Source organism: Anthropogastromicrobium sp. (assembly GCF_037349415.1).
Classification (GTDB): domain Bacteria; phylum Bacillota; class Clostridia; order Lachnospirales; family Lachnospiraceae; genus Anthropogastromicrobium; species Anthropogastromicrobium aceti.
This window is the reverse complement of sequence record NZ_JAXWCK010000025.1, coordinates 71289-97472: the sequence shown is the minus strand read 5'-3', so window position 1 is coordinate 97472 and position 26184 is coordinate 71289. Positions and strand designations below refer to the sequence as shown.

The 26184-nt window shown below is 41.4% G+C and carries 26 protein-coding genes; 20 read left to right on the top strand and 6 right to left on the bottom strand.

Annotated features, from left to right (window positions below):
- Positions 1-2: 2 nt before the first annotated feature.
- From WJP93_RS04240 to WJP93_RS04180, 13 genes are all read left to right on the top strand, one after another.
- Entirely contained in the window at positions 3-1391 is a 1389-nt protein-coding gene (locus WJP93_RS04240) for a glycine--tRNA ligase (RefSeq protein ID WP_118613437.1), read from the top strand.
- A gap of 397 nt (positions 1392-1788) precedes the next feature.
- Positions 1789-3123 carry an NADP-specific glutamate dehydrogenase gene (gene gdhA / locus WJP93_RS04235; RefSeq protein WP_227100325.1) on the top strand — a complete coding sequence of 445 codons (1335 nt, stop codon included), beginning with the start codon at positions 1789-1791 and terminating at the stop codon, positions 3121-3123.
- Positions 3124-3270: 147 nt separating this feature from the next.
- Positions 3271-4362 carry a heat-inducible transcriptional repressor HrcA gene (hrcA, locus tag WJP93_RS04230; RefSeq protein ID WP_262536716.1) on the top strand — a complete coding sequence of 364 codons (1092 nt, stop codon included), beginning with the start codon at positions 3271-3273 and terminating at the stop codon, positions 4360-4362.
- A 62-nt stretch (positions 4363-4424) separates the two neighbouring features.
- On the top strand, positions 4425-5036 hold the full coding sequence (grpE, locus tag WJP93_RS04225; protein WP_337547131.1) for a nucleotide exchange factor GrpE: 612 nt from the start codon (positions 4425-4427) through the stop codon (positions 5034-5036).
- A gap of 94 nt (positions 5037-5130) precedes the next feature.
- Positions 5131-6996 carry a molecular chaperone DnaK gene (gene dnaK, locus WJP93_RS04220; protein WP_066563096.1) on the top strand — a complete coding sequence of 622 codons (1866 nt, stop codon included), beginning with the start codon at positions 5131-5133 and terminating at the stop codon, positions 6994-6996.
- 195 nt (positions 6997-7191) lie between these two features.
- The gene (gene dnaJ, locus WJP93_RS04215) at positions 7192-8346 is read left to right on the top strand and encodes a molecular chaperone DnaJ (RefSeq protein ID WP_337547078.1); all 1155 of its coding nucleotides are present in this window, start codon (positions 7192-7194) and stop codon (positions 8344-8346) included.
- 106 nt (positions 8347-8452) lie between these two features.
- Positions 8453-8947 carry an N-acetyltransferase gene (locus WJP93_RS04210; RefSeq protein WP_337547077.1) on the top strand — a complete coding sequence of 165 codons (495 nt, stop codon included), beginning with the start codon at positions 8453-8455 and terminating at the stop codon, positions 8945-8947.
- A 39-nt stretch (positions 8948-8986) separates the two neighbouring features.
- Positions 8987-9667, top strand: coding sequence for a response regulator transcription factor (locus tag WJP93_RS04205; protein WP_337547075.1), 681 nt, complete (start codon positions 8987-8989; stop codon positions 9665-9667).
- A gap of 19 nt (positions 9668-9686) precedes the next feature.
- Positions 9687-10685 carry a HAMP domain-containing sensor histidine kinase gene (locus tag WJP93_RS04200; protein ID WP_337547074.1) on the top strand — a complete coding sequence of 333 codons (999 nt, stop codon included), beginning with the start codon at positions 9687-9689 and terminating at the stop codon, positions 10683-10685.
- A gap of 93 nt (positions 10686-10778) precedes the next feature.
- Complete coding sequence (locus WJP93_RS04195) at positions 10779-11459, top strand: ABC transporter ATP-binding protein (protein WP_262536723.1); 681 nt, start codon at positions 10779-10781, stop codon at positions 11457-11459.
- Positions 11459-14218, top strand: a complete 2760-nt coding sequence (locus tag WJP93_RS04190; protein ID WP_337547072.1) for an FtsX-like permease family protein — start codon at positions 11459-11461, stop codon at positions 14216-14218. Before WJP93_RS04195 ends, WJP93_RS04190 begins: the two co-directional genes overlap by 1 nt.
- A gap of 307 nt (positions 14219-14525) precedes the next feature.
- Positions 14526-15167: a hypothetical protein gene (locus WJP93_RS04185; protein WP_066563105.1), complete on the top strand. Its 642-nt coding sequence runs from the start codon at positions 14526-14528 to the stop codon at positions 15165-15167.
- Positions 15151-16164 carry a nucleotidyl transferase AbiEii/AbiGii toxin family protein gene (locus WJP93_RS04180; protein ID WP_118613423.1) on the top strand — a complete coding sequence of 338 codons (1014 nt, stop codon included), beginning with the start codon at positions 15151-15153 and terminating at the stop codon, positions 16162-16164. Before WJP93_RS04185 ends, WJP93_RS04180 begins: the two co-directional genes overlap by 17 nt.
- A 148-nt stretch (positions 16165-16312) precedes the next feature.
- Here the strand turns inward: WJP93_RS04180 and WJP93_RS04175 are convergent, their stop codons facing one another.
- Entirely contained in the window at positions 16313-16768 is a 456-nt protein-coding gene (locus WJP93_RS04175) for a hypothetical protein (protein ID WP_118613421.1), read from the bottom strand.
- 34 nt (positions 16769-16802) lie between these two features.
- Complete coding sequence (locus WJP93_RS04170; protein WP_118613419.1) at positions 16803-17186, bottom strand: hypothetical protein; 384 nt, start codon at positions 17184-17186, stop codon at positions 16803-16805.
- A 283-nt stretch (positions 17187-17469) separates the two neighbouring features.
- Between WJP93_RS04170 and WJP93_RS04165 the strand changes: the two genes are divergently transcribed.
- From WJP93_RS04165 to WJP93_RS04145, 5 genes are all read left to right on the top strand, one after another.
- Positions 17470-18135 carry a response regulator transcription factor gene (locus WJP93_RS04165; protein ID WP_227100333.1) on the top strand — a complete coding sequence of 222 codons (666 nt, stop codon included), beginning with the start codon at positions 17470-17472 and terminating at the stop codon, positions 18133-18135.
- Complete coding sequence (locus WJP93_RS04160; RefSeq protein WP_337547067.1) at positions 18119-19435, top strand: HAMP domain-containing sensor histidine kinase; 1317 nt, start codon at positions 18119-18121, stop codon at positions 19433-19435. The genes WJP93_RS04165 and WJP93_RS04160 overlap by 17 nt, the downstream gene beginning before the upstream one ends.
- A 96-nt stretch (positions 19436-19531) precedes the next feature.
- The gene (locus WJP93_RS04155; protein WP_227100335.1) at positions 19532-20080 is read left to right on the top strand and encodes a hypothetical protein; all 549 of its coding nucleotides are present in this window, start codon (positions 19532-19534) and stop codon (positions 20078-20080) included.
- Between the two features lie 125 nt (positions 20081-20205).
- Positions 20206-20724, top strand: coding sequence for a MarR family transcriptional regulator (locus WJP93_RS04150; RefSeq protein WP_337547065.1), 519 nt, complete (start codon positions 20206-20208; stop codon positions 20722-20724).
- 34 nt (positions 20725-20758) lie between these two features.
- A complete protein-coding gene (locus tag WJP93_RS04145) occupies positions 20759-20959 on the top strand; it encodes a hypothetical protein (RefSeq protein WP_227100376.1) in 201 nt (66 codons plus the stop codon).
- Here WJP93_RS04145 and WJP93_RS04140 read toward each other — a convergent pair.
- The 4 genes from WJP93_RS04140 to WJP93_RS04125 all read right to left on the bottom strand — a co-directional run bounded on the left by WJP93_RS04140 (position 20892) and on the right by WJP93_RS04125 (position 23803).
- Positions 20892-21314 (bottom strand): TspO/MBR family protein, encoded by a 423-nt coding sequence (locus tag WJP93_RS04140; protein ID WP_337547130.1) that lies wholly within the window; start codon positions 21312-21314, stop codon positions 20892-20894. The two genes, WJP93_RS04145 and WJP93_RS04140, sit on opposite strands and share 68 nt — an antisense overlap.
- A gap of 161 nt (positions 21315-21475) precedes the next feature.
- A complete protein-coding gene (locus WJP93_RS04135; protein ID WP_337547129.1) occupies positions 21476-22240 on the bottom strand; it encodes an ABC transporter permease in 765 nt (254 codons plus the stop codon).
- A gap of 40 nt (positions 22241-22280) precedes the next feature.
- Complete coding sequence (locus tag WJP93_RS04130) at positions 22281-23006, bottom strand: ABC transporter permease (RefSeq protein WP_337547064.1); 726 nt, start codon at positions 23004-23006, stop codon at positions 22281-22283.
- Positions 23003-23803, bottom strand: coding sequence for an ABC transporter ATP-binding protein (locus WJP93_RS04125; RefSeq protein WP_066563112.1), 801 nt, complete (start codon positions 23801-23803; stop codon positions 23003-23005). Before WJP93_RS04125 ends, WJP93_RS04130 begins: the two co-directional genes overlap by 4 nt.
- Positions 23804-24054: 251 nt before the next feature.
- Between WJP93_RS04125 and WJP93_RS04120 the strand changes: the two genes are divergently transcribed.
- Together WJP93_RS04120 and WJP93_RS04115 are read left to right on the top strand one after the other, a co-directional pair.
- Positions 24055-24756: a response regulator transcription factor gene (locus WJP93_RS04120; RefSeq protein ID WP_337547062.1), complete on the top strand. Its 702-nt coding sequence runs from the start codon at positions 24055-24057 to the stop codon at positions 24754-24756.
- Between the two features lie 11 nt (positions 24757-24767).
- Positions 24768-26138, top strand: a complete 1371-nt coding sequence (locus WJP93_RS04115; RefSeq protein WP_337547061.1) for a HAMP domain-containing sensor histidine kinase — start codon at positions 24768-24770, stop codon at positions 26136-26138.
- Positions 26139-26184 lie beyond the last annotated feature (46 nt).

Here is a 26184-nt window from a genome sequence, read left to right as displayed (position 1 = left end):
TTATGGAAAAGACATTAGAGAAAATTGTAGCTCTTGCAAAGTCCAGAGGCTTTGTATATCCAGGATCTGAGATTTACGGCGGTCTGGCAAATACATGGGATTATGGTAATCTCGGTGTTGAACTTAAGAATAATGTAAAAAAGGCATGGTGGCAGAAGTTTGTTACTGGCAATCCTTATAATGTAGGTGTAGACTGTGCAATCCTGATGAACCCACAGACATGGGTAGCTTCAGGCCATCTGGGCGGTTTCTCTGATCCGTTAATGGACTGTAAGTGCTGCCATGAGCGTTTCCGTGCTGATAAGCTGATTGAGGATTACTATGCTGAGCAGGGACAGGAGCCGGAAAAGCCAATTGACGGCTGGACAACACAGGAGATGAAGGAGTTCATCGATGAGAAGAATATTTGCTGTCCGACATGCGGAAAGCATGATTTCACTGATATTCGTCAGTTTAATTTGATGTTTAAGACATTCCAGGGTGTTACTGAGGATGCAAAGAATACCGTATATCTTCGTCCGGAGACTGCACAAGGTATCTTCGTAAACTTCAAAAATGTACAGAGAACATCACGTAAGAAGCTTCCATTTGGTATTGGCCAGATCGGAAAGTCCTTCCGTAACGAGATTACACCAGGAAACTTTACATTCCGTACAAGAGAGTTCGAGCAGATGGAGTTAGAGTTCTTCTGTGAGCCAGGTACTGATCTTGAGTGGTTCCAGTATTGGCGTCAGTACTGCATCGACTGGTTAAAGAGCCTTGGCATCAAGGAAGACGAGATGCGTGCAAGAGATCATTCTCCTGAGGAGCTGTGCTTCTATTCTAAGGGAACAACTGATATCGAGTTCTTATTCCCGTTTGGATGGGGTGAGCTTTGGGGTATCGCAGACCGTACCGATTACGATTTAACTCAGCATCAGAACACATCTGGTGAGGATATGACCTACTTTGATGATGAGAAGAAGGAGCGTTACATTCCATATGTTATCGAGCCATCTCTTGGAGCTGACCGTGTAACACTGGCATTCCTTTGTGCAGCATATGACGAGGAAGAGTTAGAGGGCGGCGATGTTCGTACTGTTCTTCATTTCCATCCGGCATTGGCACCAGTAAAGATCGGTGTGCTTCCGCTTTCTAAGAAGCTCAATGATGGTGCTATGAAGGTATATGAGCAGCTTATCAAAAAGTACAACTGTGAGTTTGATGACCGCGGTGCAATTGGAAAGCGTTACAGAAGACAGGATGAGATCGGAACACCGTTCTGCATCACCTATGACTTTGATTCTGAGACTGATGGCTGCGTAACTGTTCGTGATCGTGATACCATGAAGCAGGAGCGTGTTGCTATTGCAGATCTTAAGGCATATTTCGAAGAAAAGTTTGATTTCTAAATAGTTTTGCAACTAAACCCAAAGGCGGGTACCGGAGAAATCCGGCCTGTCTTTGGGCTTTTTTTATATGTGCAATATGAACGGAAGAGAAAGAAAAAAATCGGCACTTTGTCACTTTACCATAGCGCATTGTATAAATACACAAAAACATGCTAAAAAATTTATTTTATTTTTAAAAAACACATATTGACGTAATTTAATTCATGTAGTACCATATACATGTCGGTTTTCAAAGCCGGTAACAAAAATCCACCCGATCGACATCAGTGCATTTGACATCTCTAGGTTTCGGGTGGGCAGGTAGAGTAGAGTGAAAATCAGCATTCACTCCGATGTCCGAAAAATAGAGTTGGATATTGTAAGAGGTCGCTCCAGAGCGGCAGATTGAGAGGTCATAATGTCTTACGTAGATGAAGTGCTGCAGAAGGTTGCAGAGAAGAATCCAGGCGAGAAAGAGTTTCAGCAGGCAGTTAAGGAAGTTCTTGATTCCCTTCGTCCGGTAATTGAGGCAAATGAGGAGCAGTACCGCAAAGATGCTTTGCTTGAAAGAATGACAGAGCCAGAGCGTATTATTACATTCCGTGTACCGTGGGTAGATGACAACGGACAGGCTCATGTAAATAGAGGTTTCCGTGTACAGTTTAACAGTGCAATCGGACCGTACAAGGGTGGACTTCGTCTTCACCCATCTGTAAATCTTGGTATTATCAAGTTCCTTGGTTTTGAGCAGACCTTTAAGAACTCACTGACAGGACTTCCAATCGGAGGCGGCAAGGGTGGTTCTGATTTTGATCCGAAGGGCAAGTCAGACCGTGAAATTATGAAATTCTGCCAGAGCTTTATGACAGAGCTGTATCGTCACATTGGCGCAGATACAGATGTACCGGCTGGTGACATTGGTGTAGGCGGAAGAGAGATTGGCTATCTGTATGGACAGTATAAGAGACTGACTGGTCTGTATGAGGGCGTTTTAACTGGTAAGGGTCTGACATACGGTGGTTCTCTTGCAAGAACAGAGGCTACTGGTTATGGTCTTGTATATATGGTTCGCGAGATGCTGTTAAATGCAGGTATGACCATGGAAGGAAAGACAGTTGCTGTTTCCGGTTCAGGAAATGTTGCAATTTACACAACTGAGAAGGCTCAGCAGTATGGCATGAAGGTTGTTACATTAAGTGATTCTAACGGTTGGATTTATGATCCAAACGGCATTGATCTTGACCTTGTAAAGCAGATCAAGGAAGTTCGCCGCGGAAGAATCAAAGAGTACGCAGAAGCAAAGCCGGGTGTTGAGTATCATGAAGGCAAGGGTGTATGGAGCGTTAAGTGTGATATCGCACTTCCATGCGCAACTCAGAATGAGTTAGACCTTGAGGATGCAAAGCAGTTAAAGGCAAATGGATGCTTCCTTGTAGCAGAGGGTGCAAACATGCCATCCACCAGAGAGGCAACAGACTTCTTCTTAGAGAGTGGAATGATGTTCATGCCAGGAAAGGCTGCAAACGCAGGCGGTGTTGCAACATCTGCACTTGAAATGAGCCAGAATAGCGAGAGACTTTCCTGGACATTCGAGGAAGTAGACGAGAAGCTGCACAACATCATGATCAATATCTTCAAGAAGGTAGACGAAGCAGCAAAGAAATACGGCTACGAAGGAAACTATGTAATGGGTGCAAACATCGCAGGTTTCGAGAAAGTCGTAGAAGCTATGAACGCACAGGGTATTGTATAATCCTCTCAACATAATAAATATATTAATAAGAGCCGGGCAGTGCTGCCCGGCTCTTATTGTTCCCAAAATTTTCACAATTTTTTTTCCCAAATGTATTGACAATACGTCCCGATAGTGCTATTTTATAATCGTTAGCACTCAGGGATGATGAGTGCTAATAGAAACAAAGGAAAAGGAAGTGAGCTTGTGGAACTAGATGACAGAAAATGGAAGATTTTTACAGCAATCATTAAAAATTATCTGGAGACTGGTGAACCGGTAGGCTCACGGACGATTTCTAAGTACACGGACTTAAACTTAAGTTCAGCCACGATTAGAAATGAGATGGCAGATCTTGAGGAGATGGGGCTTATCATTCAGCCACATACATCTGCCGGACGAATCCCGTCGGATAAGGGCTATCGCCTGTATGTGGATCATCTGATGAAGACACGTGAAAAGGAAAACAATGAGCTTCAGGAAGTTGTAGTCAAGAGAGTAGACCGGCTTGAGCTTTTGTTAAAGCAGATGGTTAAGGTTCTTGCAGCAAATACCAATTATGCGACGATGATTACAGGACCGCAGGTTGGTACAAATAAGCTTAAGTTTTTACAGCTTTCACGAATGGAGGAAGGAAAGCTTTTAGCCGTTATCGTAGTCGAAGGAAATCTTGTAAAGAACACGATTTTAAATATCGAAAGCGACATCAGCGAGGAAGAGCTTCTTAAATTAAATGTCCTCATTAACAGCGCCTTGAATGGTTTGACGATAGACCAGATTAATCTGGGAATCATCACACAGCTAAAGGAGCAGGCAGGAGATTACAGCTGCGTTGTAGGAAGTGTGCTTGAGGCGGTCGCAGAGGCGATCAAACATGAATCGGCACCGGTAATTTATACGAGCGGTGCAAATAATATATTCCGTTACCCAGAACTTTCGGATGAGAAAAATGCACAGCGTCTGATTTCCACATTTGAGGAAAAGGAAGAGCTTGCAAAGCTGCTTGAGGATAATTTAGATAAGAACTCGGAGAGCGGTTCACAGAGCAATTCGGGCATTCAGGTTTATATCGGTGAGGAGAACGGCATGCAGGACATGAAAGACTGCAGCGTAGTAACCGCAAGATATGATTTGGGTGATGGCGTTCAGGGAACTCTTGGTGTGGTAGGACCAAAGCGTATGGATTACGAAAAGGTTGTAGGCACATTGAAGAATTTAAGAGATCAGCTGGATGCAATTTATAAAAAAAATGAACCTTAGGTCAGGCCTGAGGAAAGATCCTGAAAAACAGGAGATAGAAAGGCGGATGTATCGTGACAGACATGGAAAAAGAAACAGTTACTGATGAGATTCTTGAAGAGACCGAGCAGGAGTCTGCTGAAGATATGAGTCAGGAGCAGACAGATGCACAGGCTGCCGAGAATCAGCCGGATGACAAGGATGTGCAGACAGATGATAAGAAGCGCTTCTTTGGCAAGAAAAAAGATAAGAAAGATAAGCAGATCGAAGATCTGACAGCGCAGCTTGATGATTTGAGAAAACGTAATCTTGCAGAATTTGAGAACTTCCGCAAGAGAACTGAAAAAGAAAAATCAACCATGTTCGACATGGGAGCAAAGTCAGTTGTAGAGAAGCTTCTTCCAATTATAGATAACTTCGAGCGTGGATTCGCAGGTCTTAGCGAGGAGCAGATGAGCGATCCATTTGTAAGCGGTATGGATATGGTTTACAAGCAGCTTGTAAAAGCACTTGCAGATATGGGTGTTGAGCCTATTGAAGCAGTTGGCAAGCCATTTGATCCAAACCTGCACAACGCTGTGATGCATGTTGAGGATGAGAACCTTGGCGAAAACACAGTTGCTCAGGAGTTCCAGAAAGGCTATTTATATCACGGAAGTGTTGTAAGACATTCTATGGTACAGGTTGCAAATTAAAGTTAGCATATTAGACGCAGCGAAAGCTGCATATTTGATAAAGAAAGATTTGATTACAAAACATTAAAAGATCAATCTAGGAGGAAATTAGATTATGGGAAAGATTATTGGTATTGACTTAGGTACTACAAACTCTTGTGTAGCAGTTATGGAAGGTGGAAAGCCAGTTGTTATAACAAATACAGAGGGTGTTCGTACAACACCATCCGTTGTTGCATTTACAAAGACTGGTGAGCGTCTTGTAGGTGAGCCGGCAAAGCGTCAGGCTGTTACAAATGCAGACCATACCATTTCTTCTATTAAGAGACATATGGGTACTGATTATAAAGTAACAATTGATGATAAGAGATATACTCCTCAGGAGATCTCCGCAATGATCCTTCAGAAGTTAAAGGCAGATGCAGAGGCTTATCTGGGTGAGAAGGTAACTGAGGCAGTTATCACTGTTCCGGCATATTTCAACGATGCACAGCGTCAGGCAACAAAGGATGCTGGTAAGATTGCAGGTCTTGATGTAAAGCGTATCATCAACGAGCCTACAGCAGCAGCTTTAGCATATGGTCTTGATAATGAGCATGAGCAGAAGATTATGGTATACGACCTTGGTGGTGGTACATTCGATGTTTCTATCATTGAGATAGGTGATGGCGTTATCGAAGTACTGGCAACTGCTGGTGACAACCACTTAGGTGGAGATGACTTTGATAACAAGGTTACTCAGTGGATGTTAGATGAGTTCAAGAAGACTGAGGGTGTTGATCTGTCTAACGATAAGATGGCACTTCAGAGATTAAAGGAAGCAGCAGAGAAGGCAAAGAAAGAGCTGTCTACTGCTACTACCACAAACATCAATCTTCCGTTCATCACCGCTACTGCTGAGGGACCGAAGCACTTAGATATGACACTGACAAGAGCAAAATTCGATGAGCTGACAGCAGATCTGATCGCTCGTACTGAGAGACCAGTAAGAGAGGCTCTTGAGGGTGCTGGACTGACAGCAGCAGAGCTTGATAAGGTTCTTCTTGTAGGTGGTTCAACACGTATGATTTCCGCACAGGATAAGGTTCGTGCACTGACTGGTAAGGAGCCGTCTAAGACACTGAACCCAGATGAGTGTGTAGCAATCGGTGCTTCCATTCAGGGTGGTAAGTTAGCAGGTGATTCAGGTGCAGGTGATATCCTTCTGCTTGATGTTACTCCGTTAACTCTTTCAATCGAGACTATGGGTGGTGTTGCTACTCATCTGATCGAGAGAAATACTACAATCCCGACAAAGAAGAGCCAGATCTTCTCTACCGCAGCTGATAATCAGACAGCAGTAGATATCAACGTTGTACAGGGTGAGAGACAGTTTGCACGTGACAACAAGTCCTTAGGACAGTTCCGTCTGGACGGTATCGCACCAGCAAGAAGAGGTGTTCCGCAGATCGAAGTTACTTTCGATATCGATGCAAACGGTATTGTAAATGTATCTGCTAAGGATCTTGGAACTGGTAAGGAGCAGCACATCACCATCACTGCAGGTTCCAACATGTCTGATTCTGATATCGAGAAGGCTGTTAAGGAAGCAGCTGAGTTCGAGGCACAGGATAAGGCTCGTAAGGAAGGCGTAGATGCTCGTAATGAGGCAGATTCCTTCGTATTCCAGACTGAGAATGCAATGAAAGAAGTTGGCGATAAGCTGGATCCGACCTTAAAGGGTCAGGTAGAGAGCGACCTTCAGGCACTGAAGGATCTGGTAGCTTCTACCGATATCAACAACGTAACACCAGATCAGACTGAGCAGTTAAAGGCAAAGACTGAGACATTAAAGAACAGTGCACAGCAGCTGTTCTCCAAGATGTATGAGCAGGCACAGGCAGCTCAGGGTGGCGCACAGGCAGGCCCAGACATGAACGCAGGTGCAGGTTCCTCATCTTCTTCTGACGATGTTGTTGATGGAGACTACAAGGAAGTTTAATAAAAAAACGCTTAATTAGAAAGTTTGAAAAAAATATCAACTGTGGGTTGAAATAATTAAGAAGTTTTAGTAAGATAAAAAATGGCATTGCTCTTGGGGACTTCTCCAGGAGTTTTGCCATGTTAAGAGTAAGAAAAGTATTGGTAGCCCTTTTGGCCGAAGCGGCTTTGAGCGGTTGCCCAGATGGGAGTATTTATGGCAGAGAAGAGAGATTACTACGAAGTCCTTGGTGTAGCGAAGGACGCTGATGATGCCGCCATAAAAAAGGCATACAGAGAGATTGCCAAGAAGTATCATCCGGATATTAACCCGAGCGCAGAAGCTGCAGAAATTTTTAAGGAGGCCTCAGAGGCTTACAGTGTATTAAGTGATAAGGAAAAGCGTGCACAGTATGATCAGTTTGGTCATGCAGCATTTGATGGCAGCGGCGGAGGCTACGGCGGTGGTTTTAGTGGCTTTAGCGGCGATATGGGAGACATCTTTGGAGATATCTTTGGAGATTTATTTGGCGGCGGACGAAGCAGAAGAAATGACGGTCCTATGAAGGGCGCAAATCTTCGAACAGCAGTACGTATTACTTTTGATGAGTCTGTAAAGGGCTGCGAGAAGGAGCTTAAGTTAAATCTGAAGGATCCTTGTCCGACTTGTCATGGCTCAGGTGCAAAGCCAGGAACTTCTCCGATTACTTGTCCGAAATGTCAGGGACGCGGTCAGGTTACAATCACACAGCAGTCAATGTTTGGTATGGTTCGTAACGTTCAGGTCTGCCCGGATTGTCATGGAAGCGGTAAGATCATAAAGGACAAGTGTACGGATTGTCGTGGTACCGGATATCAGACAAAGTTAAAGACCATTCAGGTTACGATTCCAGCTGGTATTGACAATGGTCAGAGTATTCGCATCCGAGGAAAGGGTGAGCCTGGTATTAACGGCGGCGAGTGGGGTGATCTTCTTGTTGAGGTTGCAGTATCACAGCATCCGATCTTTAGACGTCAGGACTACGATATTTTCTCAACAGTGCCAGTATCTTTTGTACAGGCAGCGCTTGGTGCAAAGATTAGAATTGATACAATTGACGGTCAGGTGGAGTATGAGCTTAAAGCAGGAACTCAGACTGATACGCAGGTACGTTTAAGAGGCAAGGGTGTTCCGAGTCTTCGCAACAAAAATGTACGCGGTGATCATTATGTTACTTTTGTAGTACAGGTACCAACCAGTATGACAAAGGAGCAAAAAGAGGCACTGCAGGCATTTGATGAGGCAATGAATGGCAAGACGACTGCCAATACAACGACAACTAAGAAAAAGCATCCAATCAAAGATTTCTTTGAAAAAGATAAGGATAAATAAATAGTTTTTAGCAGGGAGAGCTGCTGCAAAATGGATGTCATCATCCGTGGAGCGGCAGCTCTTTTTGGGCTATTGTCTTTTAATAGCAGAAGGGAGAAGCGTGGACATGATAACAATACGAAAAGCCAAGCTGACTGATCTTGATCGCATGATGGAAATTTATGCCAGGGCAAAGCGATTTATGGATAGTACTGGAAACACAACGCAGTGGGAGATTGGTTATCCAACACGAAAAATGATACAGGATGATATTGAAAATGGATACAGCTTTGTCTGCATGGGAGAGGATAACATTCCCCATGCAGCATTTAAGTTCTTTGTGGGAGAAGATCCGACGTATCGTGTGATCGAGCAGGGCAGCTGGAAAAATGACAATACATACGGAACAATTCATCGTGTTGCAAGTGACGGTACAATCAAGGGAGTATTTTCACAGATAGTTTCCTTTTGCGAAGTGATTTGCCCAGAGCTTCGCGCCGATACACATAAGGATAACAATGTCATGCAGCATTTGTTTGAAAAGAATGGATTTGAGCGCTGTGGTGTTATATATGTAGAGAATGGAACATCGCGATTTGCTTATCAGCGCTGTGCGCGATAAAATAACGTGGCATTAAAGTTCCGGGAGGCAAAGAAGAAAATGACAAAAATACTACTGGTAGAGGACGATGGCCAAATCGCTGCGTATCTAGGTGAACTGCTTCGCGCAGAGGGTTTTGATACGCAAATTGCAGGCTCTAAAAAAGAGGCGAGCGAATGCCTTTTGGTACAAGCTTTTGATCTGGTGCTCCTTGATGTAAGTCTGCCAGATGGAAATGGCTTTTCTATCTGTGCAGAAATAAAAAGAGAATACGAGATTCCGGTGATCTTTCTGACTGCATCAGGTGATGAGTACAGCGTAGTCGCAGGCCTTGATATGGGTGCAGATGACTACATAGCAAAACCATTTCGACCTCGTGAGCTGATCTCAAGAATCCGCTCAGTTCTTCGCCGCTGCAAAAAAGAACAGCGCATTTTAAGCTGTGGCGATCTTAAGGTCAATGTGTCATCAGCAACAGTGACAAAAGGCGAAAAAGAGTTGTTTTTATCGGCACTTGAGTATCGTCTGCTGCTTATTTTACTGCAGAACAAAGGTCAGATTTTGACGAGAAATCAGCTGCTTGAGGAGATATGGGATGCATCTGGCGAATATGTAAATGATAATACGCTGTCTGTGTATATGAAGCGTCTGCGTGAGAAGATTGAGAAAAATCCACAAAGTCCACGCCTGCTTCATACTATTCGAGGTATTGGATATCGCATGGAGGATCGGACAGAATGATGAAAAGGGGAAATTTCCTATGAGACCAGAATATAATAAATTAATCATGGCAGACAGTATGCTTGCAGCCGCCGCACTTATCGTTTTCTTTGTGTGGGGTTGGCAGGCAGCTGTCTGCATTGTTTTTTCTGCATTTGTTTTGTCTGGCGTGTTTATATCTGAGATTTGCAGGCGTGAGACGCAGGCATCTAGTCTGTCAGACGAGATCGACCGTATTCTTTATGGGGAAGAACACTGGAATCTGGACGAATACAGCGAGGGAGAGCTTGCCATTTTGCAGGATAAAGTAAGAAAACTTGTCATAAGACTGCGTGAGCAGGCAGATCAGCTTCAAAAAGAAAAGAATTTTCAGGCAGAGATGATGGCTGATATTTCTCATCAATTAAAAACACCGCTTACTGCAATGCGTCTGATGATCAGCAGCATTAGAAAGCTTGAGGGAAGCGGAGAGGACGAAGTGCGCCAGCGTGCAAGACGTCTTACCGAGATGCAGCAGCTTGTAGATCGTGTAGATTCGCTTGTCGTAGTGCTTCTTAAGATGGCAAAGCTTGATTCAGGAACTGCTATTCTTCAGAAGGAGAAGATTTTTATTAAGGAGCTTATTTTACATAGTGCAGAGCCGCTTGCGATTTCCATGGACTTGCACGGTGTAAAGCTTTGTCTGAATGGAAATGACACAGACAGCTTTCAGGGTGATTTTGGCTGGAGTGCAGAGGCAATTACTAATATTTTGAAAAATGGCATAGAGCATATGGAAAACGGCGGTAATCTTTGTGTGAGTTGGCGAGAGACATCTGTTTACAGTGAGATCGTGATCACGGATGAGGGAAGCGGCATAAGCGATGAGGAACTGCCACATATTTTTGAGCGATTTTACAGAGGAAAAACGGCGCGCAACAGCGGATTTGGAATTGGTATGGCAATGGCACAGAGTATCTTTGCAAAACAAAATGGAACAATTAAGGCGCAAAACAGAGAGGAGGGCGGCGCAAAATTTGTCATTCATGTGCGCAAGTGACAAAAATGTCACCAAAAAGTAAGTGAGTTGTCACTTATAGCGTGTACCATAATAATTGAAAACGGAAAATTCAGGAAATCAGGAGGGATGAGAATGGAGATTTTGCGGGCATCACATTTGTGTAAGACATATGGAAAGGGCGAGAATGAAGTAAGAGCTCTTGATGATGTCTCTTTTTCGATTGAAAAGGGAGAGTTTGTTGCAATTGTTGGTACATCTGGTTCTGGAAAGTCTACGCTGATGCACATATTAGGCGGAGTGGATCGTCCAGACAGCGGAAGTGTGTACATGGACGGACAGGATATATATAAGCAAAATGATGAGCAGCTGGCAATTTTTCGCCGAAGGCAGGTGGGACTGATTTATCAGTTTTATAACTTAATTCCTGTGCTTGATGCTGTTGAAAATATGACACTTCCGGCGCTTCTTGACGGTCGAAAGGTGGAAAAATCGCGCATCGATCAGATGATAAATGATCTTGGCTTAAAAGGGCGTGAGCATCATCTTCCAAATCAGTTATCTGGTGGTCAGCAGCAGCGTGTTTCAATTGGAAGGGCGCTAATCAATTCGCCAACGGTGATTTTAGCCGATGAGCCGACTGGAAATCTTGATTCGAAAAACAGTCAGGAGATCATGAATCTTCTTCGATTGTCGAATGAAAAATATCATCAGACCTTGATTATTATCACGCACGACGAGGAGATTGCAAACCAGGCAAAGCACTTAATCCGCATCGAGGATGGGCGAATTTGCAGAGATGAGGTGATCAGCTGATGAAGATTTTATTTTTGTATACAAAGCGGATGTTAGCAGCGAATAAGGCGAGAACGGCAGTCACATTTGCGGGAATTGTTTTGTCATTTGCATTGCTGACAGCAGTACTTACGGGAACCTCAAGTCTGTTTCATTTTTTCAGCGAATATATGAAAATGCGCGATGGCGATTATTATGGCGTGATTTATAATTGTGACGAAGAAGATGAGGCGCGCTTGGCACAGTCTGGGGAAGTGATGCAGATCTGTCGCATGGGCATTGTCGGCGTTGCCGAGAAGAATTTTGGTATTGAACATGAAGTTTCGCTGTCGAATAGAGTTTATGTGGCGATCGGAAGCGTGGATGCAGACTTTTTTGCTACGATGGGCGTAAGGTTGATTGAAGGGCGTTTGCCGGAAAATGACAGCGAAGTCATTATCCCACAAATGATGACAACAGCTGGAAAAGAATTTCACGTTGGCGATACAATCACCTGGCAGATTGGCGAGCGTATTGGGTCAGATGGCAGAGTCATACAGCATCAGGAACAAAGAATCGAGGATCGAAGCAGTGCGGATTTTTGCGAGGAAGAGACGATACAGGTAGAACAGACAAAGACCTATACGATTGTCGGAGTTAGCACAAATCCCGGTTATCAAAAGTTTGCGGAGCCTTGTTATCTTGTGCTGACAACAGGGGTGCAGACAACGATTTCTGATATTTATTTAAAAACGAAAAGCATTGATGATACCAGCGACTTTATTGCAAAAAATTTTGGCGATCACCAGTCAAAGATCAATGAGACGCTTTTGCGTTATTTTGGGCAAGGTGTCTCCGATATCCGCTATATGTTATTTGGTATGTGTGCAGTGTTAATGGTGGTGGTTGCGATTGCGAGCATTGCACTGATTTATAATTCGTTTTCGATATCTCTGACTGAGCGAACACGTCAGTTTGGGCTGTTTAAATCTATTGGTGCTACGCGCTTTCAGGTTATCGTGAGTGTCTTTCTGGAAGCGGGCTTTCTGGCAGTATCAGCGATTCCGGCAGGATTGCTAATTGGCTGTGTTGGTGTAAGCTGTGTATTTCGGCTTTTAAAGAACAGTTTTGATGCGATGATCAATTCAAATGGAGTCGCATATGTGGGAAGCATTTCGATGACCTTTTATACGCAAGTCTGGTATCTTGTGGTTGCAGCTGTGACAGGGCTCATCACCATTTTGATCTCTGCGATGGTGCCAGCCATGCGTGCTGGACGGATTTCTCCGATCGAGGCGATTCGCCAGACAAATGATATTAAGGATCCTAAGTTTGCAAGGAATATACGTGGACGCGGTATCTTAGGAATGGTGTTTGGCGTGGGCGGTCTGATTGCACACCGCAATGCAAAGCGCAATAAAAAATCATACCGTGCGATTAGTTTTTCTCTGGCGATCTGTCTGTTTTTGTTTCTTGGTGGAAGCGGATTTATCTACTACATGCGTCTGAGTATGAAGGGACTGAATGTTCCGTATTATTATAATTATCATATTCAGTTTAACAGTATTTATAATGATACATTTGATCAAGAATATCTCACACAGGAATTTCGAGAGAAGCTTGTTGGTCAGCTAAGAACGTCATCGAGTATTATAGAGGCGGTCTATATTCGCAAGGCCAATTTGCATATTGTGGTGGATGAGAGTAATTTGACAGATGTAGGAAAACTTGCTGTAGGGGAATATATTGTAGATGGTCAGATGCATTATCGAGATCAAGTTTATTTTGTGGAAGACACAGAGTATGAGGCATATTTAAAGCAGCTTGGACTAAATCCAGAGGAATATCTGAGGGCTGAAAATCCAAAAATTTTGATTTTAAATGCTGTGAAAGGCGCAGCCGATTTTGATGATGGACGAAGACGTTTTTATGAGGGTGCGATGTTTAAAGACAGCAGTGAATTGACTGAAATCTCAATCATGGAACAAAAGAAGATTGGAGATGCCTCATATGTTTATCCAGATCCTGAGGATCCAAGCATGATGATTTATTTGGTGGGAGATGGCAGGACTGCACAGTCAGATGATGATTTTAAAAAATTTAAAGTTCCAGTGGAAGAGTCCATGGAAAAGCTTTCATTTGAAATCGGAGAGACTGTAAATGCAGAGGATTATCCATACTGGGCATGGGCAGGAGACTGGGGCTTTGTGCTGCCGCTTAGCGCCTATAATGAAGAACTGTTTATTATGCCTAATATTCAGGACTATGCATATGTGAAAACAATTGATTCCGAGCGTGCATTAGAACTAATGTCAGAATTGAGAAATGAGTATGATGAATCATTTGATATTGGAATGCCGCCGCAAACTGATCAGTATGAAGCAAATATGATGCGCATTCTCAATGTGTGTTTGATGTGCTTTTTGATTCTGATTGTTCTTATTTCACTGGCGAATATTGCCAATACAATCACGACGGCAGTGCGGCTTCGCACAAGGGAGTATGCGATGATAAAAGCAGCAGGCTGCAGCAAGCACACATTTTTAAGAATGATTTTCGCGGAGAATTTAAGCTATACGCTTCGAGGCTTTGTGATAGGAGGGTTGATGGGAGTTCTGGCAAACTATGAGTCATATTCCTATTTGAAGTATTCTATCTACACAAATAAAGTCATACCAATTGGGCTGTATGCAGTTGGCGCCGCGGCATTTATACTCGTAATGATTTTTTCCACAGTTTATACGTGGCGAAAAGTCAAGAGAGGAAATATTTGCGAAGAACTGCGGCAGGAGGCAGTGTAGGAGAAGTGGTGGCCCGGAAGCTTTAAGAAGGGTGCTTCGACGAATGACTTTGTCGGCGGGCCCAATTCCGCGGGCTCCTGTTAGGTCCTTTATTGTCATAGCTATTTTGAAAGACCCGCTACAACGTCCCGCCTTGTAAAGCATATCGTCTCAGCACCAGTTACGTTCTCGAAAAAGAATGTTGAAAGGTACGGTTTATCTTTTTCAAAACTCTTAAAAATAAAACTTGCAATTAAATTTTCTTTAATGTATAATAACAAAATAGAAAATATATACTTCTAATAAGTATTAAGAGGAGGTAGAAAGTGTGGCGTTATTTGATGAAGTATACAATTATATAGAAAATAACTATAAAGCAAACGAACCCATTTTTTTGTCGGAATTGAATATTTCTGGCATAAAAGCGGTATCTGTTCGCCAGCAAATGAAAAAGCTAACAGAAGATGGACGATTAAAACGTTTTGATACGGGAATCTATTACATTCCTAAGAAATCAATGTTTCGGTCTGGGTCGGTATTATCTGTCGATGAGGTTATCAGAAAAAAATATTTAGTGGATGGCGTTAATCGTTGCGGTTATCTTGGAGGAATCCTATTTGCAAATCAACTTGGTTTAACGACTCAGGTTCCAGGTGTATATGAAGTCTATACAAACAAGGCTACGACAGAATATAGGGAGACGAAACTGGCAAACTTGCGTGTGATTTTGCGAAAACCGTATTGTGAAATAAATGAAAGAAATATGGCAATTCTCCAGTTTCTTGATTTGATAAAGGAAGTTGTGGATATCTCCGAAGTTGAGGGAGAAGAACTGACAAATCGCTTGTTTGATTATATGAAGAGCAAAAATATTGAGTTTGAAAATATGAAGCCTTTTTTGCCATATTATCCAGAGCGTATTTACAAAAATATGTATGAGGTGGGGTTGTTAAATGGCGTATCTGCATGAAAATAAAGAAGAATTTGCGAATGCAGTTAATTTGGCAAGTGAATATTTTCGTGTCCTTCCCATTATTGTAGAGAAGGATTATTATGTTACCATGATTCTGCGCGAATTATCGAAGCGTTTGGGTTTTGTTGTATTTAAGGGTGGAACATCGTTATCAAAATGTCATAAAGCAATCAAGCGTTTTTCAGAAGATATTGATATTACAATTGATTCCAAGTTATCACAAGGGCAAATGAAGAAACTTAAGGAAGTTATTAAGGAGATTTCGTCAATATTAGGGCTTTCCATTCCTAATATTGATGAGACTCGTAGCCGTAGAAGTTATAATCGATATATTTTGGAATATCAATCTGTACTTTCTGATTCAGACGATGCGGTTCAACCAGCAGTGCTAATGGAGACATCTTTTGCAGAGGTGTCTTTTCCGACAGTTGTGATGCCGGTTCGCAGCTATATTGGAGATATGATGATGGAAGAAGCTCCAAAAGAACTTAAAAATTTTGGCTTGGAACCTTTTGAAATGAAAGTGCAGGGGCTTGATCGTACATTAGTAGATAAGGTTTTTGCTATTTGCGATTACTATATGCAGGATCGGGTAAAAAAGCATTCGCGTCATATTTATGATATCTATAAATTGATCGACCTTGTTCCACAGACAAAGGAATTTAAAGCGCTAGTTGAAGAGGTACGCAATGTGCGTGCAATGACAAATATTTGTCCATCGGCTCAACCAGAAGTAAATGTACCTGATATGCTGAATTTTTTGATAAGAAATGAAATTTATAAAGATGATTATGAGAATGTTACGTCTCGTATTTTGGAAGAAAAGGTAAGTTATGAGGTCGCAATTGAGGCTGTAAAAAAAATTGCCATGTCAGGAATGTTTGAACGACAGTCATCGGAGGAAGAAAACAATACTCGCTACTTGGAAAAGAAATTGGCAGATTACAAGGCTGGCAAGCTTAAAGTTGAAGAGCACGAGTTGATTGAAGAGTAATAGAAGTTCACCGTGGCGTGAAAACTGGCTTTTTGAGATTGTGTGATGGCTCAAATTAAATCGCCCGCAAGCGTTAGAGTGAGAATCTAACACTTGCGGGCATATTAAAAGAATTACTTTTTGACTAAGACAAACAAAGCCTTTAACTTTATAAGAAATATTCTACTACATACAACTGATTTGTGCTTTCATCAAAGAACATGATAAGACGATCTCTGTTGTCCTCTTTTCTTAGTAAAGTCGTATGTTTCCATTCGTTCTGTTTAGGGCGTTCTTCCGATGGCACTTCGATATCATCTAGCCATTCATTCATTTTAATGGCTAATTCACTGTCTAGTTCACCAGCTTCCCAATCGAAACTTTTTAAAATGATAGCTGCATTTTCTTCATCGTATTGGAGAATGTGGTATCGGGTGCCATCACCGGTAAAGCTGGCACCAGAATTTTTTTCATATATTACAACATCCGTTTCAGGCAAGCTTAAGTGCCAGTTGAGATTCATGCAATCGGCATATCTACGTGTTGAAGTAAAATCGATTCCTTTGCAGCCATACAAGCCAAAACAAATGATGAGTGCTATTAGACATAGTTTTAATCGTTTCATTTGGGAAGTTCCTTTCTATAAGGAATAAAATATGTTAATTTGCGTCCGTGCTAATTGAAAATCGTCTGTAGCTATCAGTTCCAGCTTTGATATATAAATATCGCGTATCACTATAAACTTCAACGCCTACATCAATATGAGAAGCTTCAAGATTTTCATCTGGGTAATTGATGTTATCTTCTTTTGCTATTTCACCAATTTGATAAGCATCCTCCGGCAATGTTTTAACGAAAATAGCATCGTTAGAATATAAATTTCCTTCCCAGAAAATATATGTCCACTGAAGTTCTCCGTCAGGATAACCTGTCGGTTGAATACTTACTTCTTCGTTAGATGTAGTATCAGGTGATTGATTTATACACAGAATGGAACCCAACATATACATGACACTTAAAAATGCAATCCAAATACTCTTCATATGCTACACCTCCTCATATAATCGTATGGAATCTTTAAAAATGAGTTTCTTAAATTTTTCTTACAACTTCTTAAAAAAACTGTCAACTAATCATTTTTATCACATCCTTCTTATTATTTTCTTTTTAATATCTTTATTTATCTAATTTATATATAACATAATACAAATATTTTGTCAATAATGTTTGATGATTTTATACAACTTTATGATGACTCCATAAAAAATCCATTCTTTTATGTTACCATTAAATTTAAAGTATATGGGCAGTAAGGGAGGCAGGCTTATGCAGAAAATTTTAGTTGTTGAAGACGATATTGACATTCAGGATATATTAAAAAATCATTTGATTGATGCTGGATATGAGGTTGTGATTGCGGGCGATGGCGTAGAGGCAATTGCAAAATTTGATGATACTGTTCATCTTGTCCTGTTAGACATCCTATTACCAAAGATTGATGGCTATGGTGTCTGTGAGGTCATTCGCCAAAAGTCGCAGGTTCCGGTTATTATGCTTACGGCACTTGCAGATGAAGATAATCAGCTAAAAGGATTTGAACAGCAAATTGATGATTATATTCCGAAGCCTTTTTCACCTAAAATTTTATTATGCAAGATTGCAGCCATTCTTCGCCGAGGAACGAGTGAAAATCACAATCAATCCATGCTTACGTACAAAGAGTTGAGCATGGATATTGACGGATTTCATGTCTATCACAGAGGAAAAGAAGTGGTTTTAACTAGTAAAGAATTTGCCTTGCTGAAGCTTATGTTGGAAAATCAAGGAAAAGTATTTACGAGACAAATGTTGCTTGACCGATTGTGGGCAGATGATCTGGAGGTAGAAGATCGAATTGTTGACAGTCATATAAAAAACATTCGCAAAAAGCTGGATGTGGACTATATCAAAACAATCAGAGGGGTGGGGTACCGAATTGATAAGGAAAATTAAAACAAGTCTAACAGTGAAACTTTTTTTATTGACGACGATTCTTTTGCTTTTTGTGTGCTTGCTCTCTGTTTTTAGCATGGCAAGATATATTCCTCAAACTTATAGCAATCGGCTTAGCAAAGAATTGCAAAAGCAGGCAAATGATTTCGTGCCAGTATTGGAACGAGCAAACTCTTTAGAGGAGTGTTATATGCTTGCCAGCCAATTTGCAGTACAGACAAAAGCAACTGTTTACATTGAAGATGAGAATGGAACGATTTTGTATTCAAGTGATGAATTGCAAACCACAACAGATCAGGATTCGATTGCTACAATTCAGGAATCCACGGATACTATCATAGTTACAACAGATAATGACGAGCTATTATCGGAGATTGGCTATCCGTTTACTTTATTTGGCAGTGAATATACTCTTTGTGTTCAGGGGGATACGGTATCTATCAATCAAGCGACAGAAGCAATCTGGCAAACCATTCCACTTGTTATTTTTGGGATTTTTCTTATATCAATCGTATGCTCTGGCATTTATTCACGCTACATTATAAAATTAAAAGAAAGCAATATCGAGTTAAAAGTTGAAATCTCAAAACAGCGAGAGCTGGAACAAAAGCAACGTGAATTTTTCTCAGCGGCATCACATGAGTTAAAAACACCTTTGACCATTTTAAAAGGTCATTTAACGGGAATGCTTAACAAGGTCAAAGGATATGAAAATCGGGAAGTGTATATGGAACGATCGTTGGCTGTTGTTGAGAAGATGGAAACATTGGTGAAGGAATTATTGTATCTATCGAAAACAGATGAAAGTCAGAAATCGGAATATAAAATGATTGATTTGGCAGAGCTTCTTCGGGTACAGATAGCGGATGTGACCGAATTATTGTCTGAAAAAGAACTATCGCTTACGGTAGACATTCCAGACAAGCTTTTGTGCGAAGTTGATTCTGCGCAGATGGAACGAGCTCTTCAAAATATATTGATAAATGCCATTCGTTATTCACCAAATGGCGAGGAAATCAATATATCATTATCAAATGAGAAAAATACGAATATCGTTTTTTGTAAAATAGAAAATACAGGTGTTACGATTCCGGAGGAGGAAATTTCTCATTTGTTTGAAGCGTTTTATAGAGTGGATGCCTCACGCAATCGTAACACAGGAGGGACTGGATTAGGTCTTTATATTGTTCGCAAAATCATGGATTTGCACCATGCAAAATATGGAATCAAAAATTCAGACAGAGGTGTGTTGTTTTGGTTTAAAATGCCGCAAAGAAGAAGTGATAGCGACTCCATTTAAACTTCATATTTCCTGCAAATACGATTCAAATTCTTTTGCTATTCTTTAGCTGTCCTGAAAAGGGCAGCTATAATTTTAAAAGTGAGGTAAAAGAAAATGGGAAAAGCAAAGACAATGGGGGCTTTGGCCCTGACAGCATTGATGGGAATGGGAGCAGCAGGTCAGATGAATGGGACTGCAGAGGCTCGTACACTGGATTCATCAGCAAGTAAGGCAACGAAATCCATATCGAAAGAAATGGTTGTATCGACGACGGATGATTCAGATGGTGTCATGAGCTACAAGGATAAGACGAGTGGAAAGAGCTTTGTCAGTGAAGACAATGGCGCAACCTGGGTATCGGAAGAAGCGTATAATAGCAGTTATCCTGCAATCAACTATGAGTGGTGGACTTATGATGAGTACAAGGTGTGGCTGGAACAGGAAAAGAAAACACTTCAGGAAATGGCAGATGAGCATACAAGGGTTAAAACCAGCGAAGGAACTTTCTTGTGGACACAAGAATTGACCGATCAGTATATTGATGAGTACGAGCAAACCTTAAAGGATATCAAAAAAGGACTTCTTGTATCGAAGTCTGTGGATGGAGATACCGAGTGCATGACAACATTTCATTCGGATTGGGTTGGCAGCACGGCCGATTAACGACAATTGGTAAAAACGTTTTTTTAAGAATTTATTAAATAACAGAACAGTCATTGAAAATACTCCGAAATCGTAGTATAGTAAAAACTACGATTTCGGAGTATTCTTGTTTAAGGAGGACAATTATGAAACAAACTATGAAACAAATTGAGGAACAGAATCGAAATCAGAATTCAAAACTGAATCCAAGATTGAATCAAAAATTGGAAGCCGTCAATCAGGTTTACGAAATGATTGATGATATTTACGACAGCTATGCTGGCTCGTTTGGTATTACCGATGCAGAGCTTTGGGTTCTCTATGCGCTATTTGAACACAATGGAGATTATTTGCAAACAGACATTTGCCGCCAATGGTATTATAGTTTGCAAACGATTCATACCACCATCAAAAACATGGAGAAAAAAGGTCTTATTACGTTGATCTGTCAGCCGGGAAATAAGAAAAACAAGTATATTCACCTGACAGAAGCAGGAGAAAAGATTATGGAAGAAATTGCAGTCCCGTTGACGGAGGCGGAAAAGGAGGCATTTTCAGCGCTGACACAGGAGGAGCAGGATTTGCTGCTGCCGCTTTTACAAAAACATGCAAATGCGTTGAAAGCAGCAGTTGAAAAAATTCATCGTCCCAAAGACGCACATTAAAAGTTTCTTATAGCAGAAAGGAAATGTAAATTGTATGTTCAAACTATTAAAGTATTTGCGTCCCTATAAGGGGCGCGCGATTTTTATGATTTTTCTGCTGTTTGCGCAGGTGTTGGGAACATTATATATTCCCACGCTGACAGCAGCAATCGTAAACAAGGGCATTGTCACTGGAAATGTAAATGAAGTATGGCGAATTGGTGGTATGATGCTTGTGGTTGCCATAGATAAATAGTGTAATTGAGATATCCTGCAAATGTGACCCACAATAGGTAAGGAATCAATAAGTAGCTTGCAGGCTTTGAGATCGGATAGAATTGTTTTATTGTGTATAAAATCAAAAGCCATAGCAGAACTAGCCAAATAAAAGAGAATAAATACCATTGCAGGTTAAAGAAGAAAATGGACCAAAAGAAATTGACAATGAGTTGAAGCCCGTATGCGGCCAATGCCTGTTGACTGGGGCGTTTTGATGTGTAAATAAGATAAGATGCAAATCCCATTAGTGTATACAATAGTGTCCACACAATAGGGAATAGCCAATTCGGTGGTGCTAGGGCGGGCTTATTTACTAGAGCAAAAGCTTCCATGCCATTTCGGGTTATAAGAGCGGATAGGCTGCCAACTGCAAGTGGAATTAGGATACAGACAAATAGTGTTTTCCATCGAATTTTCATAGAGGGACCATGCCTTTGCGCAGATTTATTATTGTAGTAGTATGCGTAAAAGCATGGTTTTATTCGATTTTATTTTATTTCATCTCTTTTCTGCCGAATTGCGTGATCGCCAGCGCAAACACCAGACAAAAGACAAGAACCGCGCAAGGCAAAAATGGAAACAGAGAAAATGCAGCATCCGAAGCTTCTGCTGTAAAATCGTGCAGCGAGCAGGAAACCAAATAGCCGCTGTAGCAATAAGGGTAAGCAATCCAAAGAGGCGTATTTGCAACCAAAACACCTGGAATGACAAGAAGCAGATTAAGGCCCACCGATAGCAGTGGTTTTTCAAAAAGGACAGTAATGGCCCACATTGTCCCAATACAAGGAAGCATTGTAAGAAAAAGGGAGAAGCACCATTTCAATAAATAAAAAATAGGCAAAGTTTCGGTTACGCCCATTGTCTTAGTTGCAATCAATCCGCCAATGACAAACACAGCAAGAAAGACAACCATTTCCATAAAAAGATAAAAAATTAGTACACAAAATTTGACTGCGGAAAGCGCATAGCGGCTAACAGGCAGCGCAAGCATTTTTAGAATCCCATTATTTCTAGTTTCACGGCTTGCAATCATGACGCAGACGACGATCATGCTAAAGGGCAACAGATAATATGCGTAAACAAGTGCGCTTTGAATGAACATAGCGGACCATGCATTTGTATATTCTGGTGTGAAATAGCTGCTTAAATTTGCAATTCCAGAAGAAACCACAAGCAAAGGGGCAATAAAAATCAGGGGTACGATTTTGGAACGCTTGCATTTCATAAATTCAATTTTGAGCAATTCTGAAAAGCTCATTTTACTTATTTTATTTATTTCACTCATTTCAACATCCTCCTTATTCGTAGTGCGTATAGTTTGCCAGTCCCAAACCGATGGCAAGAAACAGAACGGTTTCTGTGAGAGCAACAAGAGCAATTGATTTGTCAGGTTGGGCGCTCATCGCAACCGCAGGCTTTAGCATGACAACAAAAGGATGAAACATCAAAATGGCAAGATCGGAATTTGCCAATGCCATTCCGCTTAAAAAGCCAGCGACACCGATGCCAAGAGGAATCCATATATTTTCAAAGCGCGAGGAAATCAGCAGCAAGAAAGATAATACCGGCATAGAGGTGATAAACGAATAGGCGGCGAACCGAATAAGTGTCGGTAACTCAAATGTACCCTGCGGCAAATCGGTCATGCCAATTTTTATAAGTGCAAGATTTTGCAAAGTGATTGCAATCAAAAGCAGAATTGTCAGAATCAAAAATTTGTACAGGTACATTTTGGGGACGCTTACAGGCAGCATATATAATTTTTTTACGGCATTTCCTTTAAATTCCATATTGTAAATCATACAGGTGGCAACGATGATGCCAAACATATTTAAAATCAGAAGCGTACCATAAAGCTGGGTCAGTAAAACATCCATCGGGGCAAGCGGCAGAGATAAAAGTGTGTTTTTCCTCACAAAGAAATTGACAAGGGCATAAGCGGCACCTAAAATGCCAACGACAATCAGTACGGGAATCACACCGGTTCGTTTTTCTTTTTGAAGTTCGATTGTAAGAAGACTCATAGCTTTGCCCTCTGCTTTCTGGTGGTATTGTCATTGTCAATCATTGAGAGGAACATTTCTTCTAGATTGTCAGCTGCAAATCCAGCCTGCAAGGCGTTTCGCCGCAGTTCATCTAGGCTGCCTTCAAATAATAGTCGGCCATGATTGAGAATGCCAATGTCATTTGCCATCAACTCAATCTCGGATAACATATGGGATGAGATTAAGACGGTACAATCATAAAGCGTGGGCAGAGATTTTACGAGATTGCGAATTTCATGGATACCGGATGGGTCAAGACCATTGGTCGGCTCATCTAAAATCAGAATAGGCGGTCGGCCAAGCAAAGCACCAGCAAGACCAAGACGCTGCTTCATACCAAGTGAATATTTTTTTGCCAGTCGGTCACCAAATTCAGTTAGACCAACTAATTCTAAAGCCTCGTCCACAGTACTTTTCGGCAGTTTTAAAATTCTACGAATAATATCAAGATTTTCTCGTCCTGTCAGATTGGAATAAAACGAAGGCGATTCGATAAAGGAACCAATCTCCTTTAAGATTGCAAGGCGATCAGCTGGGAAGTGTTTTCCGTCAATGGTAAAGCTGCCAGCTGTCGGCTTGGTCAGACCCAAAAGCATTTTCATCGTGGTAGATTTTCCAGCCCCATTTGGACCGAGAAAACCATAGATACTGCCTTTGCGGATGTGAAGCGAAACATTGTTGACAGAAGTGAAGTTTTTGTATTTCTTTGTCAACTGTTCGGTGGTGATAATGCAGTCTGTAGTATGATCGGTAGCGCGATCTGTAATATAGTTCATAAGAACATCTCCTCCTGATAGATAAGTGTGGTTTTTTCGATGCTTTTATCGTACAACGTGAACCTGACAATAATCTTCTCGCGTCCTTACTTTTACCTTACTTTTTTGAGATATGCCCCTCAGATGAGATTCTCTGTGATATACTATCGCTAGTTGTGGCTGTGGTTGCAGTCATAACTATAATTGTGATTATGATTGTAGCTGTAATGATAGCGATAACGATACATATGGTTGTAGTTGGAGGAAACACGATGGACAATTCATTTTTATATACGAAAACACTCCTGCTTGTAGATGACGAGCCGGATTTGCTGAAAATGCTATCCGATATTTTAAAAGATGCTGGTTTTCAAAAAATTCTTATGGCTGCTACGGGGAAAGAAGCGGTTGCAGAGGCAAAAAAAGGAAAACCGGATCTGATCATTTTGGATGTGATGCTGCCAGATAAAGATGGTTTTTCTTTGATGCAGCAGCTTCGCTCATTTACTGATGTGCCGATCATCTTTTTGACTGCGAAGGATGAGGCAGCGGACAAACTTGCCGGGCTGGGGCTTGGAGCAGATGATTATATTGTAAAACCATTTTTGCCGCAGGAATTGATACTTCGCATTTATGCAGTACTGCGTCGCTCTTATAAGGAAGACAATCCACTGGTTGTGCTGGATGGATGTACGGTAGATTTTGATAGAGCAGAAGTCTACAAAGGAAACGAGATTTTCTTTTTAACGGCAAAGGAACACATGCTGTTAAAAACACTTGCCCGCAATGAAGGAAAAATTATCACCGTTGATGCGCTTTGCGAAGCACTATGGGGCGACAATCCATTTGGCTATGAAAATAGTTTGAATGCCCATGTGCGGCGTGTACGAGAAAAGATCGAAACGGATCCGTCAAATCCCAAGTCATTGATCACAATTAAGGGTTTGGGCTACAAATTGATTATGCGAAAGTGAGGTCATAGATCATGAAATCATTTGGCGCATATATTTCAAAATATCTGGCATCGTTTGCCGCATTTATTCTACTTCTATTATTTATCAATGTAATAATTTTTGTTGTCGCATTTCATAAAACTGTGACAGAAGATTATGGAGCCGCGTCTCCTCGAACAATGTTGGAGCTAACTGCCGCTTCGGTAACTCATGATGCCTTATCAGAGGAGGCAGCACAAAGATTGCGTGAGCAAAATATTTGGGCGCTGTATCTGACGCCTGATGGCAATTGCTTTTGGGCATTTGACTTGCCTGCTGAGATTCCACAAAGCTATACGATTCAGGATGTTGCATTATTTTCCAAGGGGTATTTGGCTGATTATCCTGTTTTTGTCTGGAATACGGCCGATGGTCTTTTGGTACTAGGCTATCCGAAAAACAGCTATATGAAGTTAACCAGTAATTATTATTCAATCGCGGCAATTCAGAGACTTCCGCTTTTTCTTATGGGAATGCTGGGAACGGATCTTATATGCTTGTTTATTGCGTATTATTGTTCACGGCGCAAGATCATTCGAAATACGGAACCGATTGTAGCGGCAGTGGAAAAACTATCGGATGGCAAGGCAATTTCCCTTCATGTGGATGGAGAACTGGCTGAAATTGCAGAAAGTGTAAATAAGGCATCAAACATTTTAAGTAAACAAAATGAGGCGAGAGCCAACTGGATTAGCGGTGTTTCTCATGATATTCGCACACCGCTTTCCATGATTATGGGATATGCAGAGCGCATTGCACAGAATAAAGAGGCTAGTGCATCAATCAAGGAGCAAGCCGAGATTGTGCGAAATCAAAGCGTGAAGATCAAAGAGCTTGTACAGGACTTAAATTTGGTATCGCAGTTAGAATATGAAATGCAGCCGCTTCATCTGGAAGTCATTCGCTTATCAAAGCTTATCCGTTCTTACGCAGCGGAACTACTTAATTCTGGCATTTCAGATACCTATACGATCGAAATTGAAATTGCAGAGAATGCTGAAAATGCAGTTTTGGAAGGGGATGCTCGTTTAATTCTGCGTGCAATCAGTAATCTTGTGCAAAACAGTATCAAGCATAATCCAGATGGCTGCAAAATTTATCTTGCGCTGGAGTGCACAAAAAAATATGCGAAGAATTGTCTTATCCTCTCTGTTACAGACGATGGCATCGGGATCTCACCTGAGAAACGATGCGAGTTAGAAAAAAAGCCACATTATATGGAAAGCACAGACGAGCGTCTGGATTTGCGGCATGGATTAGGACTTTTGATCGTACAGCAAATCGTGAGTGCTCATAAAGGCACGATGCAAATTGTAGACGCAGTGCCACATGGGTGCAAAACGAGTTTGACTTTTGTTTTGTAATTGACCGAAGCGTGCAGATGCGCTATACTGAAACCATGACGAAGCC

Coding starts and splice junctions, on each gene's coding strand:
- WJP93_RS04210 (WP_337547077.1), top strand. CDS start 8,453: ATGATAACAATACGAAAAGCCAAGCTGACTGATCTTGATCGCATGATG.
- gdhA (WP_227100325.1), top strand. CDS start 1,789: ATGTCTTACGTAGATGAAGTGCTGCAGAAGGTTGCAGAGAAGAATCCA.
- WJP93_RS04135 (WP_337547129.1), bottom strand. CDS start 22,240: ATGAGCTTTTCAGAATTGCTCAAAATTGAATTTATGAAATGCAAGCGT.
- WJP93_RS04175 (WP_118613421.1), bottom strand. CDS start 16,768: ATGAAACGATTAAAACTATGTCTAATAGCACTCATCATTTGTTTTGGC.
- WJP93_RS04130 (WP_337547064.1), bottom strand. CDS start 23,006: ATGAGTCTTCTTACAATCGAACTTCAAAAAGAAAAACGAACCGGTGTG.
- hrcA (WP_262536716.1), top strand. CDS start 3,271: ATGAGTGCTAATAGAAACAAAGGAAAAGGAAGTGAGCTTGTGGAACTA.
- WJP93_RS04190 (WP_337547072.1), top strand. CDS start 11,459: ATGAAGATTTTATTTTTGTATACAAAGCGGATGTTAGCAGCGAATAAG.
- WJP93_RS04115 (WP_337547061.1), top strand. CDS start 24,768: ATGAAATCATTTGGCGCATATATTTCAAAATATCTGGCATCGTTTGCC.
- WJP93_RS04155 (WP_227100335.1), top strand. CDS start 19,532: ATGGGAAAAGCAAAGACAATGGGGGCTTTGGCCCTGACAGCATTGATG.
- grpE (WP_337547131.1), top strand. CDS start 4,425: ATGGAAAAAGAAACAGTTACTGATGAGATTCTTGAAGAGACCGAGCAG.
- WJP93_RS04140 (WP_337547130.1), bottom strand. CDS start 21,314: ATGGAAGCTTTTGCTCTAGTAAATAAGCCCGCCCTAGCACCACCGAAT.
- WJP93_RS04200 (WP_337547074.1), top strand. CDS start 9,687: ATGAGACCAGAATATAATAAATTAATCATGGCAGACAGTATGCTTGCA.
- WJP93_RS04195 (WP_262536723.1), top strand. CDS start 10,779: ATGGAGATTTTGCGGGCATCACATTTGTGTAAGACATATGGAAAGGGC.
- WJP93_RS04240 (WP_118613437.1), top strand. CDS start 3: ATGGAAAAGACATTAGAGAAAATTGTAGCTCTTGCAAAGTCCAGAGGC.
- dnaJ (WP_337547078.1), top strand. CDS start 7,192: ATGGCAGAGAAGAGAGATTACTACGAAGTCCTTGGTGTAGCGAAGGAC.
- WJP93_RS04165 (WP_227100333.1), top strand. CDS start 17,470: ATGCAGAAAATTTTAGTTGTTGAAGACGATATTGACATTCAGGATATA.
- WJP93_RS04145 (WP_227100376.1), top strand. CDS start 20,759: ATGTTCAAACTATTAAAGTATTTGCGTCCCTATAAGGGGCGCGCGATT.
- WJP93_RS04150 (WP_337547065.1), top strand. CDS start 20,206: ATGAAACAAACTATGAAACAAATTGAGGAACAGAATCGAAATCAGAAT.
- WJP93_RS04120 (WP_337547062.1), top strand. CDS start 24,055: ATGGACAATTCATTTTTATATACGAAAACACTCCTGCTTGTAGATGAC.
- dnaK (WP_066563096.1), top strand. CDS start 5,131: ATGGGAAAGATTATTGGTATTGACTTAGGTACTACAAACTCTTGTGTA.
- WJP93_RS04205 (WP_337547075.1), top strand. CDS start 8,987: ATGACAAAAATACTACTGGTAGAGGACGATGGCCAAATCGCTGCGTAT.
- WJP93_RS04170 (WP_118613419.1), bottom strand. CDS start 17,186: ATGAAGAGTATTTGGATTGCATTTTTAAGTGTCATGTATATGTTGGGT.
- WJP93_RS04125 (WP_066563112.1), bottom strand. CDS start 23,803: ATGAACTATATTACAGATCGCGCTACCGATCATACTACAGACTGCATT.
- WJP93_RS04180 (WP_118613423.1), top strand. CDS start 15,151: ATGGCGTATCTGCATGAAAATAAAGAAGAATTTGCGAATGCAGTTAAT.